Source organism: Limnovirga soli (assembly GCF_013106755.1).
Lineage (GTDB): Bacteria > Bacteroidota > Bacteroidia > Chitinophagales > Chitinophagaceae > Limnovirga > Limnovirga soli.
In genome coordinates this window covers 35,833-52,765 of the sequence record NZ_WHPF01000022.1, presented here as the reverse complement: position 1 = coordinate 52,765, position 16,933 = coordinate 35,833, and the positions used below count along the sequence as shown (strand labels likewise).

Annotated in this window: 14 protein-coding genes; 7 read left to right on the top strand and 7 right to left on the bottom strand. The window is 40.3% G+C overall.

The features are described from left to right. The coding region (locus tag GD597_RS21200) for a T9SS type A sorting domain-containing protein (protein ID WP_171609924.1) at nt 1-1,955 on the top strand (1,955 nt) is incomplete at its 5' end. Nucleotides 1,956-2,253: 298 nt separating this feature from the next. On the opposite strand, the gene GD597_RS21195 is transcribed toward GD597_RS21200, so the two are convergent. Continuing rightward, nucleotides 2,254-2,781: a VOC family protein gene (locus GD597_RS21195; protein WP_171609923.1), complete on the bottom strand. Its 528-nt coding sequence runs from the start codon at nt 2,779-2,781 to the stop codon at nt 2,254-2,256. 166 nt (nt 2,782-2,947) lie between these two features. Here GD597_RS21195 and GD597_RS21190 point away from each other — a divergent pair, with 166 nt between their 5' ends. From GD597_RS21190 to GD597_RS21165, 6 genes are all read left to right on the top strand, one after another. Further along, a complete protein-coding gene (locus GD597_RS21190) occupies nt 2,948-4,579 on the top strand; it encodes an alpha-L-rhamnosidase-related protein (RefSeq protein WP_171609922.1) in 1,632 nt (543 codons plus the stop codon). Between the two features lie 156 nt (nt 4,580-4,735). Next, on the top strand, nt 4,736-5,158 hold the full coding sequence (locus GD597_RS21185; RefSeq protein WP_171609921.1) for a DoxX family protein: 423 nt from the start codon (nt 4,736-4,738) through the stop codon (nt 5,156-5,158). 290 nt (nt 5,159-5,448) lie between these two features. After that, nucleotides 5,449-6,399 carry a sugar phosphate isomerase/epimerase family protein gene (locus tag GD597_RS21180; RefSeq protein WP_216368648.1) on the top strand — a complete coding sequence of 317 codons (951 nt, stop codon included), beginning with the start codon at nt 5,449-5,451 and terminating at the stop codon, nt 6,397-6,399. Between the two features lie 179 nt (nt 6,400-6,578). Then, complete coding sequence (locus tag GD597_RS21175; RefSeq protein WP_171609920.1) at nt 6,579-7,532, top strand: TolB family protein; 954 nt, start codon at nt 6,579-6,581, stop codon at nt 7,530-7,532. A gap of 28 nt (nt 7,533-7,560) precedes the next feature. Further along, on the top strand, nt 7,561-8,961 hold the full coding sequence (locus GD597_RS21170) for a Gfo/Idh/MocA family protein (protein WP_171609919.1): 1,401 nt from the start codon (nt 7,561-7,563) through the stop codon (nt 8,959-8,961). Nucleotides 8,962-9,078: 117 nt separating this feature from the next. Next, nucleotides 9,079-9,678, top strand: a complete 600-nt coding sequence (locus GD597_RS21165) for a class I SAM-dependent methyltransferase (protein ID WP_171609918.1) — start codon at nt 9,079-9,081, stop codon at nt 9,676-9,678. 267 nt (nt 9,679-9,945) lie between these two features. Here GD597_RS21165 and GD597_RS21160 read toward each other — a convergent pair whose 3' ends face one another. The 6 genes from GD597_RS21160 to GD597_RS21135 all read right to left on the bottom strand — a co-directional run bounded on the left by GD597_RS21160 (nt 9,946) and on the right by GD597_RS21135 (nt 16,194). Beyond that, a complete protein-coding gene (locus tag GD597_RS21160) occupies nt 9,946-10,455 on the bottom strand; it encodes a hypothetical protein (protein ID WP_171609917.1) in 510 nt (169 codons plus the stop codon). 153 nt (nt 10,456-10,608) lie between these two features. Beyond that, nucleotides 10,609-11,286 carry a hypothetical protein gene (locus tag GD597_RS21155; RefSeq protein ID WP_216368647.1) on the bottom strand — a complete coding sequence of 226 codons (678 nt, stop codon included), beginning with the start codon at nt 11,284-11,286 and terminating at the stop codon, nt 10,609-10,611. A 216-nt stretch (nt 11,287-11,502) separates the two neighbouring features. Next, nucleotides 11,503-12,507, bottom strand: coding sequence for an aldo/keto reductase (locus GD597_RS21150; protein ID WP_235954390.1), 1,005 nt, complete (start codon nt 12,505-12,507; stop codon nt 11,503-11,505). A 331-nt stretch (nt 12,508-12,838) separates the two neighbouring features. Next, complete coding sequence (locus GD597_RS21145; protein WP_235954389.1) at nt 12,839-14,155, bottom strand: hypothetical protein; 1,317 nt, start codon at nt 14,153-14,155, stop codon at nt 12,839-12,841. Nucleotides 14,156-14,872: 717 nt separating this feature from the next. Next, nucleotides 14,873-15,457, bottom strand: coding sequence for a porin family protein (locus GD597_RS21140; protein ID WP_171609915.1), 585 nt, complete (start codon nt 15,455-15,457; stop codon nt 14,873-14,875). A 314-nt stretch (nt 15,458-15,771) separates the two neighbouring features. Continuing rightward, entirely contained in the window at nt 15,772-16,194 is a 423-nt protein-coding gene (locus GD597_RS21135) for a DUF1801 domain-containing protein (RefSeq protein ID WP_171609914.1), read from the bottom strand. Between the last annotated feature and the right edge of the window lie 739 nt (nt 16,195-16,933).

The window sequence follows — 16,933 nt, the reverse complement described above, 5'->3', positions numbered from 1 at the left end:
TTTACGAATGGCATGGTACTACTTACACTGAATCTGGTGATTATACATTTGAATCAATCAATGCATCAGGTTGTACCAATGTGGCTACTTTACATTTAACGGTTAATTACAGCAGCACCAGTGAAGAAACTGCAGTTGCTTGTGATAGTTACGAATGGCATGGTACTACTTATACCGAATCTGGTGATTATACATTTGAATCAATCAACGAATCAGGTTGCACCAATGTGGCTACCTTACATTTAACGGTTAATTACAGCAGCACTAGCGAAGAAACTGCAGTTGCTTGTGATAGCTACGAATGGAATGGCACTACTTACACTGAATCTGGTGATTATACATTTGAATCAACCAATGCATCAGGTTGTACCAATGTGGCTACTTTACATTTAACCATCAATCACAGCAGCACCAGCGAAGAAACTGCTGTAGCTTGTGATAGTTTCGAATGGCATGGTACTACTTATACCGAATCTGGTGATTATACATTTGAATCAATCAATGCATCAGGTTGTACCAATGTGGCTACCTTACATTTAACGGTTAATTACAGCAGCACCAGCGAAGAAACTGCAGTTGCTTGTGATAGTTACGAATGGCATGGTACTACTTACACCACTTCAGGTGATTATATATTTGAATCAATCAACGAATCAGGTTGCACCAATGTGGCTACCTTACATTTAACCATCACCAAAACTGCCACATTATCTGCTTCTGTTACTGATGTAACCTGTAATGCAGGTACCAATGGCGCTATCAATTTAACAGCTGGCGGCGGTACTGCTCCATTCACTTATGCATGGACAGGACCAAACGGTTTCACAGCTACAACAGAAGATATCAATAACCTGGCGGCAGGTAGCTATCAGGTAACTGTGTTCTCAGCAGGTACTTGCAGCAGTGCTGATACTTATACCGTTGGCCAGCCAACACCATTAGTGGTAAGCGTTTCAGCGGGTGTTATTAGCTGTAGCGGTGGTACTACTATTGTAAATGTAGATGCTACCGGCGGTACATCACCCTATAGCGGTACAGGCAGCTTTACCGTAACTGCGGGTGTATATAATTATACTGTAACCGATGCCAATGGCTGTTCAACAAGTAAATCCATTACCATTGCAGCTGGTACCGGTCATGCACCGGCCCAGCCTAAAAAGATCAATGGTCAGTTCTTTAATCTGTGTGGTGGTGGCGTATATAATTTTACCATTAATCCTGTTGCAGGTGCAACCAGTTATGTGTGGACAGTACCGGCAGGATTTAGTGTAACCAGCACTGGTACCAATGCTGTTGTTACGGTTCCTGCAACATTTACCACTACAGCAATCATTAGTGTTACTGCAAATAATGCCTGTGGTATTAGCCCGGCACAAACATTAAAAGTGTATGCAGTGGCTCCTAATCCAACAACTTCTATCAATGGACCAACTACTGTAACGGCAAATCAAAGCAATGTGATTTATCAATTGCCAAACATAGCCGGCTTTACCTATACTTGGAATGTTCCTGCAGGAGCAAGCATTACCAGCGGACAGGGTACATTTAGAATAAAAGTGAAGTTTGGAACTGCAAGCGGTAATGTTAAAGTGTTTATCAGCAATGCATGTGGTAGTTCACCAACAGGTAGTCTGGCGGTTACTGTAGCACCAGCAGCAGTAAAATCTTCTGATAATACAGATCAGGCATCTGCACTGGCACTTAGCATAAAAGCCTATCCAAACCCAACTGCTTCCATGGCCAACCTGGTATTCAGCAGTAACAAGCAGGGCGATAAATACGAGATTGTGGTAAGAGACCTGGCAGGTAAACCGGTATTTACCAAAACCGGTAATACGGTGGCAGGCAGCAATCAGGTACAAATAGACCTTAGCAAATACGCTAACGGCGTGTACATGGTATCGTTAGTGAACAATCAGGGCACGGCTACTGTTAAAATCTATAAAGAAAAATAGTTTTAGATTTCCCCGTTTAATGTTAAAGACCTGTAGCAACAGCTGCAGGTCTTTTTTTATGTAATAATATTTTTGTACCCGGCAAGGGTTTTATAATGGGCTTTAGTTGCGTCGCACACTTGGGCAGGAGTAGCAGCTATTAGCTTTTAGCTGTTAGCCAATAGCTAGTAGGCAATAGCTCATGTCTATTCTGGCGTACAAGTGTGCGACGCAAGTGAAGCTGCACAAAGCATTTGGTGTTGGGTACACAATTTGCTTTTATTCTTATATAAGTGCAGATAGTTTTTATTGAATGGAATTATTTTGTAGTGGTACTGCCCATTTGTATACCCATTTGTTCATAGGCAATATCGTTGGGTTGCCATAGCTCTATTTTGTTTTGTTCCATATCCAGTATATGCACAAATTTGCCGTAGTCAAAGCTTTCAATGCTATCTGTTATGGTTACGTTTTCTTTTTTTAATTGCTCCACCAATGCCTCCAGATTGTCTACCCGATAGTTAATCATAAAGTCTTTGGTAGAAGGGGCAAAATATTTGGTGCTTTCCTTAAAAGGGCTCCATTGGGTAAATCCTTTTTGGCTGCTGTCTGCACCCTGTCTCCATTCAAACACAGCACCATATTGATTGGTTTGAATACCCAAATGCGTTTGGTACCATTCCCTCATTTGTTTGGGGTCTTTACATTTAAAAAAAATACCGCCAATACCGGTAACTCTTTTTAATTCGGGAGTAGCATTGTTTTGCGGGGTAAGCAGCTCATTAACTGCAAAACCCGCCGTAAAGGAAGTGCTAATAATCAATACAAGTAAAATGGCTTTTTTCATTTGTTTGGTGTTTACTGATGAAGTATAGCATACATGCCGGCACTAAAGTACAAAGCTTTTTTTACCATATAACGCCCGGCCTGCAACAACCCAATTGGCAACACATGATGGTGCATGATAGTTATCGCGTAATACACAGTACTTTTAGTTTTCTAAAATTGCCATCATGAAAAAAAGCTGTTTTCTTTTTTGTGCGCTTTGCTTTGCTACCATATTGCCCGCACAGGATGTTTTTAAAGACCTGCGTGCTGCATGGCTGCAAAAAGCCGAAGACACTAAACCTGTATTAATTGAAACCACTAAACAGCCACTAACCCTGGATACACTGGTAAAAGATGCCGGTGTTTTTCAGCAATGGAAAGCAGTTCCATCGCAACCCATTGCCACTTTATACAATACCTCTTTTATAAAGCAACAAACAGCTGTGGTAGATTTTGGTGAACACCTTACCGGCTATTGCAGTTTTACAGTAGAAGAACTAAACCGGGCGGTAGATGCGCCCATACGTATCAAATTTACTTTTGGTGAAGTGCCGTCAGAACTTACTACCCCTTTTGACCCCTATACCGGCGGTTTAAGCCGTGCCTGGCTGCAGGATGAAATTATTACTATTAATGAAGTGCCGGCTACCATTACCATTCCACGCCGTTTTGCCTTCCGCTATGTAAAATTGGAATTATTGGGCAGCTCCGGTTATTCCGATTTTCGTATAAGTCAATTGTCGGTTAAAGCCACCACCTCAGTAAATACTACCCCCGCAGCACTGGCCCCCTCAACAGACGCATTGATTGCCCAAATAGACAGGGTAGGGCTTACTACCCTAAAAGAATGTATGCAAACCGTGTATGAGGATGGTCCTAAAAGAGACAGAAGATTATGGATTGGTGATTTATACCTGGAATCCCTGGCCAATATCTACTCATTTAAAAATGATGCGCTTACCAGGCACTGTTTATACCTGCTGGCCGGTCTAAGTTATAACGATGGGGTAGCACCATCCAATGTATTTGAAAGACCCAGGCCGCATCCGCAAATCAATCCTTTGTTTGATTATGCCTTGATTTATGATGTGGCCGTAAAAGAATATTTGGATGCTACCGGCGATACCCAAACCGCACAGGATTTGTGGCCCATTGTAAAACAGCAACTGGAAGTACCCAAAAAATATATTGGTGCCGATGGTATGATGGATTACCTGCGTGCCGGCAAGGAATGGTGGTTGTTCTTTGATTGGCGCAATGGCCTGGATAAACAGGCTGCTTTGCAAGGTGTAGTAATATGGGCTTATAAAAATACCTATGCTCTGGCTAAAAAACTGGGTAAAGAAAATGAAGTGGCCGACTTGCCTGCGCTGATTAAAAAAATGACTGAAGCAGCCCATAAAAACCTGTATGATAAAACTACCGGCGTATTTATTAGCGGAGAAAATAAGCAGGTTTCCTATGCTTCTCAGGCCTGGATGATATTAAGTGGCGTAGCCACACAGGCAGAAGGGGTGAAGGCTTTCACTGTGCTTCCAACCATGCAACAGGTAGTATATCCCGGTGCACCCTATTTGTATCATTATGTTATGGAAGCCATGATTCAATGCGGTATGAACAAAGCCGCCAAAGACCTGATGCTAAGCTATTGGGGCGGCATGGTACAAAAAGGCGCCGATACTTTTTGGGAAGTATACGATCCCAAAGATGATTTTTTATCGCCGTATAATTTTTTCCCGGTAAACAGTTATTGCCATGCCTGGAGTTGCACTCCGGTTTATTTCATTAGAAAATACCCTGCTATTTTTCAACAGTAAATACAGGTTGTTGGGCCCGGCCCTGGTAGCTTTTGGAGGCTTTACTTGCGTCGCACTCTTGTGCTGTAACAAGTAATGCAGCTTATACCGTAGCGAATAAAATTTAATTGTATATCACAAACGATATTATGGTAAGTTGTGATAAAATAAAAAAACATGATAGATACTTTACAAAAAACAACACTGCAAAAAATACTTCGAATAGTATTGGGTGCATTTATGGTATTGGCTGCTATTGGGCATCTTACTTTTCAGCGAGCCGAATTTCAGGCGCAGGTGCCTGATTGGCTTCCATTAAGCAAAGACCTGGTGGTTATTTTATCCGGTATTGTTGAACTGGTTTTAGGATTGAGCATGATATTCTGGAAACGCGAAAGGATACGAGTAGGTATGGCTTTGGCATTGTTTTATGTGTTGATTTATCCCGGCAATATTGCACAATATGTAAATCACACCAACGCGTTTGGGCTGGATACTGATAATGCCAGAATGATTCGCTTACTATTTCAACCTGTGTTAATATGGTGGGCTTTATGGAGTACCGGTGCGTTGAAATACCTTTTTATAAAAAAGCAATAAAAATGTTTTTTGCTGGCAAAGCAGGTTTTTTGATCAATAAAATTCTTTGGTATGCTGGCTTGTTTTTGCCATTTGCATTAAAGATAAAAGCTGCACCATTGATCCGCACGTACAAGTGTGCGACGCAAGTAAAGCTGCACTGCCATACTACAGCCGGGTACATAAAAAATAACTAAACAGGTTGGCTGCAAAAGTTTATTAGAATCAGATACTGTTATTGCTCTACTTTTAAACAACGATTATATTTTGCCATTACACCCAACACCGGGTGTACATAAAAACAACACATCATGCAAAGAAGAAAATTTATTCAGTCGGGAGCAATGGGGCTTACTGGCTTATTGCTGGCAAGGACTACCAATGCAGCATTTTTTGCCGGTAAAAAAATGCCCAATGTTGGGCTGCAATTATATACCCTTGGCGATATGATGACTACCGACCCACAGGGTACATTGGAAAAGCTGGCCGCCATTGGATATAAAGAACTGGAAAGCGCCGGCTCGCAAAAGGGCAATTTTTATGGCTATAAACCAAAGGAATTGTCGGCCATGATAAAAGCAGCTGGTATGACCTGGCGTTCGGCTCATGTAGGCGGTGCACCGTTTAATATGTCGCAGATAATGAAGATGGCCAAAACGGCGGAGGACTCGGCAAGAATTCAGAAGTATCTGGATAAGATGAAAGACCAGCCAAAATCGCTTAACCTGAAAGAGAATTATCAGGAACTGGCCGATGCAGCTGCTGAAGGCGGTATTGGTTATTTGGTTTGCTCCAGCATTCCGGTAAATACATTGGACGAAATAAAATCGGCCGTAGAAGTATTTAATAAATCGGGTGAAGCCTGTAAAAAAGTGGGTGTGCAATTTGCCTATCATAACCATACCAGTGAGTTTGATGAAATAGAAGGCCACCGCCCGTTTGATTATATTCTGGCCAATACGGAGAAGGATATGGTGAAGATGGAATTAGACCTTGCCTGGGCTACTAAGGCAAAACAAGACCCCGTAGCGCTGTTTAAAATGCATCCGGGCCGTTTCCCGCTATGGCATGTAAAAGATTTGGATAAAACTACCATGAGTCCCGCAGAAGTGGGTACCGGTATTGTTGATTTCAAAACGATTTTTGATAATGCCAAAACATCGGGGATGAAATACTATTTTGTTGAGCAGGATGGTGCGCCAAAGCCTATACAAAATGTAACCAACAGTTATAATTACCTGGATAAATTGTTACATGCATAATAGATGGCGATAGTTTTTTTAGGCTCCTTGCAAAAGGGGCCTTTTTTATTTGCTACCTGCTAGCACGTTTAGTAAAAAGAAAATGTTATTGCGTAAAAAATACGTATTGTAATATTGATGGTAAAAAGATATCTTCGGTACGGGTTTAAACAAGATTGCTTTTATTAACGCCATTTATTATGAAACATGTTCTACCATTAGCTGTACGGGCTGCTAAAAAATGCCTGCATTTGATTTGCATCCTGCTGTTTTTTACCATTGCAGCCAAGGCACAAATAAAAAAAGATACCATTAGTTATATTCAGGTACTGGATATAACCACCGGTAAAATAGATACGCTATTAGCCGTGCATCAGCACTTTGAAGCCCCTAACTGGCATCCGGATGGCTATTTATTACTAAACAGTTATGGCAAGCTATATACTTTTAATCTGGTTACTAAAAGCGTAAATCTGCTAAACACCGGTTTTGCAAATGAATGCAATAACGATCATGGTTTTTCGCCCGATAAAAAATGGTTGGCCATTAGTAACAATAACCGAAAAGACACCAGCAATAAGCCTTATCATTCGGCAGTGTATATCCTGCCGGTAACAGGTGGTGAGCCAAAGCTGTTAACAATGAAATCGCCTTCCTACTGGCATGGCTGGAGCATGGATGGAAAAACACTGGCATACTGTGCAGAGCGTAATAACAATTATGATATTTATACCATCTCTGTGGATGGCGGTGAAGAAAAGCGTTTAACTACCACCGATAGCCTGGATGACGGCCCCGATTATTCAACTGATGGAAAATATATCTACTTCAACTCTTACCGCACCAGGCATATGCAAATATGGCGTATGCATACAGATGGCAGTAACCCCGAGCAACTTACATTCGACGATAATTCCAACTGGTTTGCCCATCCTTCGCCCGACAATAAATCGATCGTGTATATTGCCTATATCACCGATGAAAAACAAAGTCACCTTTTTGGCAAACAGGTAAAACTGCGTTTAATGAATCTGGCTGATAAAACTATCAGGGATCTTACACCGGTGTTTTTTGGTGGGCAGGGTACCATTAATGTGCCCTCCTGGAGTGCCGATAGTAAAAAAATTGCTTTTGTAAGCTATTCAATTCAATAACTTAGTAACCATAAATTACATGCACCATATGTCAAATCACAACCAATCATCACGCAGAAGGTTTTTACAGCAAATAGGCGCCACCAGTTTGCTCACTGCCGCTGCACCACTCAGCAGTCTGGCAGCCAAAGAAAAAGCAGAAGAAAGAACCCTGTTTTACGAAAAGAAAATATCCGCAGGCGATAAAATTCGCCTGGGTGTAATTGGCTATGGCGTACAGGGTCATTTTGATTTGGATACCGCCTTAAAAGTGCCGGGTGTAGAACTGGCAGGTATTTGTGACCTATACACGGGCAGGCTGGTAAATGCCAAAGAAAAATTTGGTAACGACTTATTCACTACCCGCAACTATAAAGAGTTATTGGATAAAGCAGATATAGACGCTGTAATTGTAGCCACCACCGATTGCTGGCATGCACGTATTACCAAAGATGCATTGGCAAAAGGCAAAGCCGTGTATTGCGAAAAACCCATGGTGTATAAAATTAGCGAGGGGCCGGCCGTAATTGCTGCGCAGCAAAAATCAGGAAAAGTGTTACAGGTAGGCAGCCAGCGTGTAAGTAGTATTGGTTTGGCAAAAGCCAAAGAGTTATTGGCAGCCGGCGAAATTGGCAAACTAAATATGGTAAATGCGGTTTATGACAGGCAAAGTTCTATTGGTGCCTGGGAATATACCATACCCAAGGATGCCAATGCCGAAACCACCGACTGGGATAAATTTATTGAGGTAACCGGAAGGATGGAATACGATGCTAAAAAGTTTTTCTGGTGGCGTGCCTTTAAAGAAGTAGGTACCGGTGTTGCCGGCGATTTATTTATCCATTTATTAAGCGGCACCCATTTTATTACCAATTCAAAAGGCCCCGAATCTATTTATGGCACCGGACAGTTTAGTTATTGGAAAGATGGCCGTAATATGCCCGATGTAATGGCTGGCGTAATGCAATATGCCGATACTCCCGAGCATCCTGCCTTTCAATTAACATTGCAGGTAAATTTTATCAGTGGCACCGGCGGACAGGAAGTAATACGTTTTGTAGGCTCTGAAGGGGTGATGGAAGTGCAGGGTAATAGCCTTACCATCAAACATAGTTTAATGCCCGAAGCGCCGGGTTTTGGCGGCTATGATTCTTTGTTCACTTTCTCCAAAAGCATGCAGGACGAAATGCAAAAGGAATACAGTGCCAAATGGACTGATGCACAAAAGATAAGACCTAAAAAAGAAGATGTAATATTCAAAGCCCCTCCGGGTTATAGCGATCACCTGGATCATTTTACCAATTTCTTTGATGCTATCAGAACCGGTAAACCGGTGGTTGAAGATGCGGTATTTGGTTTCAGGGCGGCGGCACCTGCCTTATCCTGCAACGAAAGCTATTTTCAAAAGAAAATCATTCATTGGGATCCTGTTCAAATGAAACTGGTATAAGCGTTTTGTACAATAAAGGGCCTGCGTTGCAGGCCTTTTACTTGCAGCTAACTTCATTTGCTTTAAAAAAACATTCCCACGCAAATACAGCTACCAGCAATAATAGTAATTTGCACTATGCCAACAGGAACATTAGCCACCATACTACACACCGATATTTATTTGATAGACCAGATTTTGAAAAACCGTTATGATGCCGGAGGCACCTTATTGGATGCCGGCTGTGGCGGTGGCAGAAACCTTTCCTGGTTTGTTGAGCAGCCAAATATGGATATTTATGCCGTAGATATGGAGCAGGAACATATTCATCAGTTGCCCGTATTATATCCTTCGCTAAAAAGGGAGCAGCTTATTTGCACGCCACTGCAATCATTGCCTTTTAAAGATGCTTTTTTTGATCATATTATTTGTAGTGCCGTGTTGCATTTTGCAGAAAGTAAAACCATGTTTTTGCACATGTTTGCACAGTTAAACCGCGTATTAAAACCCGGCGGAATATTGTTTATTAGAATGGCTAGTGAAATGGGTATCGAAAACAATATTTTGCCCCTTGGCAATGGCAAATATGCTTTACCCGATGGCAGCGAAAGGTTTCTGTTAACTAGGCCGCTGTTAGAAGAACTGTTTCAGCTTTACCCGCTAACATTAATAGAGCCGGTAAAAACCACCAACGTGCAGGATCTGCGATGTATGACCACACTGGTGATGCAAAAATAATAACCACTATTAGCCTAATTATTTTTTCAAATTGTTGACCCAGCTGAAGCGCTGTAATGATGCTTTACTTGCGTCGCACTCTTGTACTTTCTCCTAGGGGGCAGCTTTTATTGTGGTAGGGTTAAAAAATACGGCACCCTGAACTAGTTCCAGGGTCTCTTAATGTGCGTTGGATGTTGTTGCCCTGAGGTATTTTCTAAGGCACAAGTAGGAAGCTCTGTAAAGGCTTGACTTGGCTGCATACTTACGCAAGCAAAGGATAATGTCTCAGTTGTATAACTCTGGAGTGACGATTATTCTAAATAAATAATCCCCGTTCCTGTCTTGATAATTAAAAAATAAAGTAGTGTTATTATCCCGATAAATTTTACAGGTTGAACTTGTTTTTACGTAATTGATAAGCGATGGCTTCATGTTATCTTTCGACAAGGTAGTGTCAACATTTACCTTGTCTGCATTGATAAATGAGTAATTAAATTGAATCTTATTGGCAGGAAGAACAACTGAATTTTCTAAACGAGTTACACTGTCAACTGTTTTCGGGCAACTTTTGTTTATTTCATCAACAAGAAGTTTGTAAGTGTCATCAAGTTTTGGTTTATTAAAAATTGCCGGAAGTGAAATAAAACAAACAACAGATACTATTGTCAATCCATAAGTTGCCCAATATGATTTTTTATTAATGCTTAATTTCATTATTGTTTCTTTCCTTAGAAATTTTACATGTTTTTGAATTGCACCTAACTCAAAATTAAACAAACTAAATAGCCTTTCCAAAAATAGTGCTCTTTTTCGGCTGCTTAAATGCTTGCAATGGGAATAGCACATTATACAATCCAACCATACAAGTGGGGCATTGTTGTGGCAAAGCAGTAAATACAAAACAAGCGACGATGCTATGAAATTCTATTGCTGGTAAAATGTTTCCATTTACTGTTTGGTAACCTTTAGATCAGTAAAGAACCCTTCTGTACCAACTTCTACCCAAAGCCCTACACTGCCAGTCTTGTCAGCACCAAGTTTTAAATCATTTACTATTAAAGCAGGTTGGTTATTATTATTTAGAAACAGTTTGGCATGTGTGCCATTTACTTCAATCCGCATGGTTATCCATTTATTCATTTCCATATCGGCATAAGATTCATAGCGCTCAGGCGCTTCTTTTCTAAGCCTGTCAAATTTATAATCTGGGTAAGAATAATATTGTATGGAATGATTGCGCCGAACCTGGTCATCTACCCTTGCATTCACCGGACGCAGATAGATGCTTTCATATTTTGTATTATTGTCGTTTATGCGGAAAGCCAGGCCAATAAAGCCTCTTGCAAAGTCGGGTGCATCTTTTAATAACCTGCTTAATACCTTTACTTCAATAATGCCATTGGTAAAATCAATATCTTTTAGTTTTATAAAGGTGGGTTCATCAACAGCTGTTATACCAGCATCTTTAATGGCTCTTATAACCGTTTTGTTTTCCATTTTAGTGATGGTTAGAAAAGCGTTTACAGGCTCGAAATTGTTTTTGTCCAGCTTAATATATTGAGCATGCAGTTGACCGGTAAAAAGTAAAAAACTGCATATCATCCAAAAAAAATATTTTGTATTCATCTGGTAATTGTATGTTGCTGGAATAATTAATTATTTAGCCGACAAGATAAATTGTTTAAGACAATCTAACACAGTTGCTGCATAAAATTACCGGAAGTACAAGTGAGTGACACAAGCGGCGATGCCATATGTACTATCGCCTGAAACAAAAAAAAATATCCATACTACTTGTATGGATATTTTGTATTTAAGCTGTAATATAAAATTCCTTAGTGCTTATAATCCTGTCGATTTTTCCATAGCCTCTGTATAGCGGGTGCCTGTTATTTCTATTTGGGCTGTAGCGGCTTCAATTTCAGCCAATTCGGCTTTTGTTAAGACAATGGCAGCTGCACCATTATTTTCTGTAAGCCTGTGTAGTTTGGTGGTGCCGGGAATAGGAACAATCCATGGTTTTTGCGCCAGTACCCAGGCTAATGCAATTTGAGCAGTAGTAGCATTTCTTTTAGCGGCAAAAGTTTGTAATAAATCTAATAAGGCTTTATTGGCAACTCGTGCTTCTTCTGTGTACCGTGGAAGAATATTGCGTATATCGCCCTCTGCAAACTTTGTGTTTACATCCATCTTGCCTGCAAGAAAACCTTTACCCAGCGGACTATAGGCTACCAATCCAATGCCCAGTTCTTCAATGGTAGGGATAATTTCTTTTTCATGTTGTCTTGTCCACAGAGAGTATTCGCTTTGCAGTGCGCTAACAGGCTGTACTGCATGCGCACGGCTTATTGTATCAGCACCAGCTTCACTCAAACCAAAGTGCTTTACTTTGCCCTCTGCTATTAAATCTTTTACTGTACCAGCCACATCTTCAATGGGCACATTCGGGTCAACGCGGTGCTGATACAGGAGGTCTATCACATCTGTTTTTAATCTTTTTAATGAAGCTTCTGTTACTGCTCTTATATGCTCAGGATGGCTGTTAACACCCGAATATTTTAGTGTTTCAGGGTCAATGCTAAAACCAAATTTTGTGGCAATTATTACTTTATCCCTATATGGTTTTAATGCTTCGCCTACCAACTCTTCATTTGTAAAAGGCCCATATACTTCGGCAGTATCAAAATAGGTAATCCCTTGCTCTACTGCGGCATGTATCAGTTGTATCATGTCATTTTTATCAGCAGCGGGGCCATAACCAAAACTCATACCCATACAGCCAAGGCCAATTGCTGAAACTTCGAGTCCGCTTTTCCCAAGTTTTCTTTTTTGCATTGCTGTATTCATGATGATAGATTTTTATGAAATAAATCTACACAGGTTTGAGCGTAGGGAATAACGAAAACGAAACAAGTAGTTACGAAATTCAAATATTCCGGAATCTTACCAGATTAAGTCGTGTGTGATTTTTTGTTTCATAATATTATTACAAAAAACTTTGTAATAAAAATTTGGTCATTTCTTTCAGACAAAGCTGCGGTGTTGAGCAATTACACAATAAATCTCCCCTTCAGTTCCTGCGGTTAAAGCGTTATCACCCTTCCGCTAATTGTGTATAGCAAAGCACAAGAATTGATGTGATAATACCTGTAACTTTCAGGTAATAGAAAGCTACCACTTACTTTTCAAATTCTATAATATGCGCCGAAGCATAAATGCTTTTATCGGGCTTTATAAATTTTACATATAGTCTGGCCCGTTTGCCGAGGTTCATACAAGTATACTTGTTGCGGATATCTTCTTCGGTATCGAGCGGCTGCAGCGAAGGGTACCATAAAAAATAGCCCGGCCTGTCGAGTAATAAACTGGGTGTGCTCCATTGTTGCGCATTATTACCCGTGCTAAGGTCTTTGTTCCTGTTAAATGAAATATATATGCTGCTGCCTGCCCAGCTAGGCCCCGTTACTTTACCCATAAGCATAACCCAGCAATTAAGGTAGTTGTTCCAGCTAACTGAAGGTCCCCAGTGAAAACCGCCTTCGGGTGACGATGCCGCACTGCCACCGCTATCAACAGCTATCTGCAGCGATGCTATAGGTTTGCCTGTACCATTCCAGGCGGCACCGAAACTGTTACCGTTCCAGCGTTGTGCTTTGCCTTGTGGATCGTCAAGGTCTTTAATGGCAATGCGTGCCACGCTGATGCATTGCCCGCTCCATTCCGTTTGTTTGTTGTAAGTGGCAGAATCGTAGGGCATTGGGTAACTGTATTCTCCAAAAAACAAATACAAATAATCTCCCGATCGCACCGCTGAAGGATCTCCAACCCCACCAGCAAAAGTGTTGGAGGTATTATATGGTTTTAGGATCATTCGTGCCTGAAGGTCTTCAATAAAGAGTCCTTTATTTACCCAATTTCGGCCGCCGTCTTCAGACTTCACAATGCCTATGCGACAAACCGCAGCAGCTGTTGCCGGGCCACGCAAACCCTGGGGCCAGAGGTGATTGATATATCCCTGCCCTGTGCTATCATTGTAAGGGAGGTTTTGCGGGTAATTTTCGTTGTGATACACTGCATACAGCGTTTTGCCACTGCGGTCTTCGTCGCTTTGATATACTGTTTCAAACCACATAGCACCATGAAACCCCGGTTGCCCAATAGGCGCTACCTCTGGCAGTTTAGGACGGCTAAACCCTTCCGCCGTTGTTGCAAATGCTTCCGGCGCATTGCTTCCATCTGCAAACATCAGTTCTTTAGCTGCACCCCACACGGTGTCTTCTCCATATTTGCCGGGAAAAATGCGAAAGGTATCGCCAATCCAGGCCTCGGCCATATTACAGTCTACAAACGAATTGAACATAACGGTATCAGCATCAAGCAGCGCAAAAGTTGATATGGCAGCTTGTTCCGTTTTTGCTTTATTACTGCAGGCGATGCTAAAAAGCAGCAGCATAGTTGTTAAAACAAACGAAACATGGGGAGTATTTTTATTCATTTGGCAGGTTTTAGTTAAAGAAAGAAGCATTGTTAATTCTGCTGTAACATATGTAAAATAATACTTCCTGTTTAATATGGGAAAGAAAAATTTGTGGTCCGGCTAAAGCTTTTGTGGCATCGGTTGTTGTTTCGTATTTATTGCTTTGCCACACAAATACCTCACTTCATCGTTCGGAAGTTGATTGGGCTTTTACCAAATCAAAGATGAAAAAAAGGCATTTGGGGATAATGCCAATAGTCGTGGAAAATAAACAGGCAAACAGTATTCATTTAAAAGAGTACATTCAGTAAAATCACCATCGCCTGGCAGATTCGCCGAAGCAGGCTGCCATTTTAAATATAAAGCGAAACAGCCTATTTGCCTTACAACGGGAAGATAATTAGGCTTATTATTATACAGTAATTTGGTTTCGGAAAAGCTTTTCCTGATACTGCTAAAAGCCTGCTGTATAGAGGCTCAAATGTATTAAACAGCTTCCACAGAAGTACAAGCGAACAGGTAAAAGAAATAACCTTTTTATAAAAGAAAATACGCTGCCAAATGCAAATAAAGTAGCAGACAATGAGCGCTATCTGTGTTCGCTTGAATATATTCAGTATACACGGATTCTTGTAAAGACAATTGAAGGTGAAACAGATTCTGTAGATATTATCGTTGTTAAAAAAGATCTCTTTAGTATTAAATATGATCTTTATGAAGATGCCACTAACTGCTTTAAAGCAAGAATGGGAAATGTAATTTTCGAAGTAAGTAAAAAAGCCCTGCCTGAAAAACCCGGTTTCCTCCTTTTATTGGTGCCGTATAACCAGCATAATCTGTGTATTGAATGTCTTTAAATCCATAATTAAACCTTAGATCTGCACCCAATGATGTATTTATTTTATAGGAAAATCCAAGGTCTATCCCTACATCAACCCGGGGATATCTTCCTGTTTGATCAAAAACACTTTTATTATACCGTACAGTAGAATTGGCAAGATAACCCAGCTCTGGCCCGAGTAGAATGGATAATTTATCGTCAGCCTTATAACAAAAGAGTATCGGCATATTTACATAGTTAAGCCTAATGGCTCCGCTATCACTTGCAAAAGGAGGATGAAATCTGTGCCCTTTACCAGCATAAAGCAATTCTGGTTGAACATAAAATCTTTTGTTTATTTTGAATTGTACAATAGCTCCTGCATTCCAACCGGCTTTATCATCCGGGCATGCATTAAGTCCTTTTGTATTGGAAATGTTTAGTCCGGCTTTAAAGCCAATGGTCTGCGAAAAAGGATACAATTGTAAATAAAGAAACAAAAAATTGGAGGAAAATTCTTTTCATAAGGAGCCATTGAATAATAATCAGTAAAAGTAAAAGAACAGATTTTTATGGAAATGCAAAAAGCACAAATGGCATACACTGGGTTTGCGGAAGATAGGTGGGTTGAAAAAAATAGGGTGGTGGGAAATATTGCTCTTTTCTCAACCTACACATCAAAGAACAATCATAAGCCGGCGGATATTTAGGTTAGCGGATGGTTGCCTGAATAAATTGGGTTGCTGTTAATGGCATTTGCGTTTGCTGATATTGCATCAGCCGTGGGTTAGTGGCAAGGGCTGCGTTGGTTAAATTATTTATGCAGCCTTTGAACATGTTTAATGGACAGTGAAATCATTTTCTTTAAAACAGCAAGATCTACATCTTCAAGCCTTTTGATATAAATACAAGCTTTGGCACTTTTATGTTTCCCTAATTTTTGCAGCAGTTCTTCTCTGTTTTCAAAACTGGAAGAAAGGTAGAGTGATATTTCATTTTTTCTGGGCGAAAATGCAACCAATGGGGCTTCAACTTCTCTGCCACTTTCATATTTGTAATGATAAGCTCCGAAACCAATGATGCTGGGTCCCCAAAGTTTGGGTTCAAATCCGGATTGCTCTTTCATTATTTCAACAAGTGCAAAACAATCCGTTTTCTTTTTTTCATCTGCAATTTGGTGTATGAAATCTACCACACTGTTATTTGTTTCAACTGTTTTAACTGTTGCTTTTGCCATGGATAAAAGTTTACAAGTTTGAGGTACAAATTGCTATTACCTAAAATTCAATTATTTAAGGGATTAGAAACTAAATTGTCTAATGAAATGAAATTGAAAATCAACAAAGGCACCTGGTAGATTTTCATTTGTTTGAATATCAATCTGGTTTGTAAATTATGACAACTAATGCTCTTTATTTACTTTTTGATACTTCCTTGCACATTTAGGAGCAAGTCGGATTGTGCGAATAATTGCATTGTAAATTAGCATTTTGTAGTAAATGATGGGCTTTTTTAATGCCTAACCTGATTCTTTTTGAGAACATTATTTTTAAAAAATTGAATAGCAACCGCAACCGACACAAGTATTGGCAAGCTGATGCTATAAACTTTAAATTTTTTCCTGATTACGATCTTGGTTATCAGGGTTTATAGGGTGTTTTAGCAAAAGATGCAGAAACTGATTTTGAATGAGTGAGATATACACTTGTATTTTTGGAATGTATAGGTTTTTTTGATTAAAAGTAAAAGTTGGTATCGGAATGAATCCAGGGGAATTATAAATTTTGAAGATGTATTTTTTTTTCCTTGCCCAATAATGGGCCGAACGTACAAGTGAGTGACACAACCGGCGATGATAGTAGCAACACTGCCGGGTAACAACAATTAATAACAGTTTTAGCTAATTACTTACACTGTAAACTATATTTGAATGTTACTGCCTTATTTGGAAATGAACAAGACATTTGACCTTCAGA

Excerpts from the sequence above, each read along its gene's own strand:
- GD597_RS21190 (WP_171609922.1), top strand. The coding sequence starts at position 2,948 with ATGAAAAAAAGCTGTTTTCTTTTTTGTGCGCTTTGCTTTGCTACCATA.
- GD597_RS21145 (WP_235954389.1), bottom strand. The coding sequence starts at position 14,155 with ATGAATAAAAATACTCCCCATGTTTCGTTTGTTTTAACAACTATGCTG.
- GD597_RS21135 (WP_171609914.1), bottom strand. The coding sequence starts at position 16,194 with ATGGCAAAAGCAACAGTTAAAACAGTTGAAACAAATAACAGTGTGGTA.
- GD597_RS21175 (WP_171609920.1), top strand. The coding sequence starts at position 6,579 with ATGAAACATGTTCTACCATTAGCTGTACGGGCTGCTAAAAAATGCCTG.
- GD597_RS21185 (WP_171609921.1), top strand. The coding sequence starts at position 4,736 with ATGATAGATACTTTACAAAAAACAACACTGCAAAAAATACTTCGAATA.
- GD597_RS21195 (WP_171609923.1), bottom strand. The coding sequence starts at position 2,781 with ATGAAAAAAGCCATTTTACTTGTATTGATTATTAGCACTTCCTTTACG.
- GD597_RS21170 (WP_171609919.1), top strand. The coding sequence starts at position 7,561 with ATGTCAAATCACAACCAATCATCACGCAGAAGGTTTTTACAGCAAATA.
- GD597_RS21150 (WP_235954390.1), bottom strand. The coding sequence starts at position 12,507 with ATGAATACAGCAATGCAAAAAAGAAAACTTGGGAAAAGCGGACTCGAA.
- GD597_RS21180 (WP_216368648.1), top strand. The coding sequence starts at position 5,449 with ATGCAAAGAAGAAAATTTATTCAGTCGGGAGCAATGGGGCTTACTGGC.
- GD597_RS21155 (WP_216368647.1), bottom strand. The coding sequence starts at position 11,286 with ATGAATACAAAATATTTTTTTTGGATGATATGCAGTTTTTTACTTTTT.
- GD597_RS21165 (WP_171609918.1), top strand. The coding sequence starts at position 9,079 with ATGCCAACAGGAACATTAGCCACCATACTACACACCGATATTTATTTG.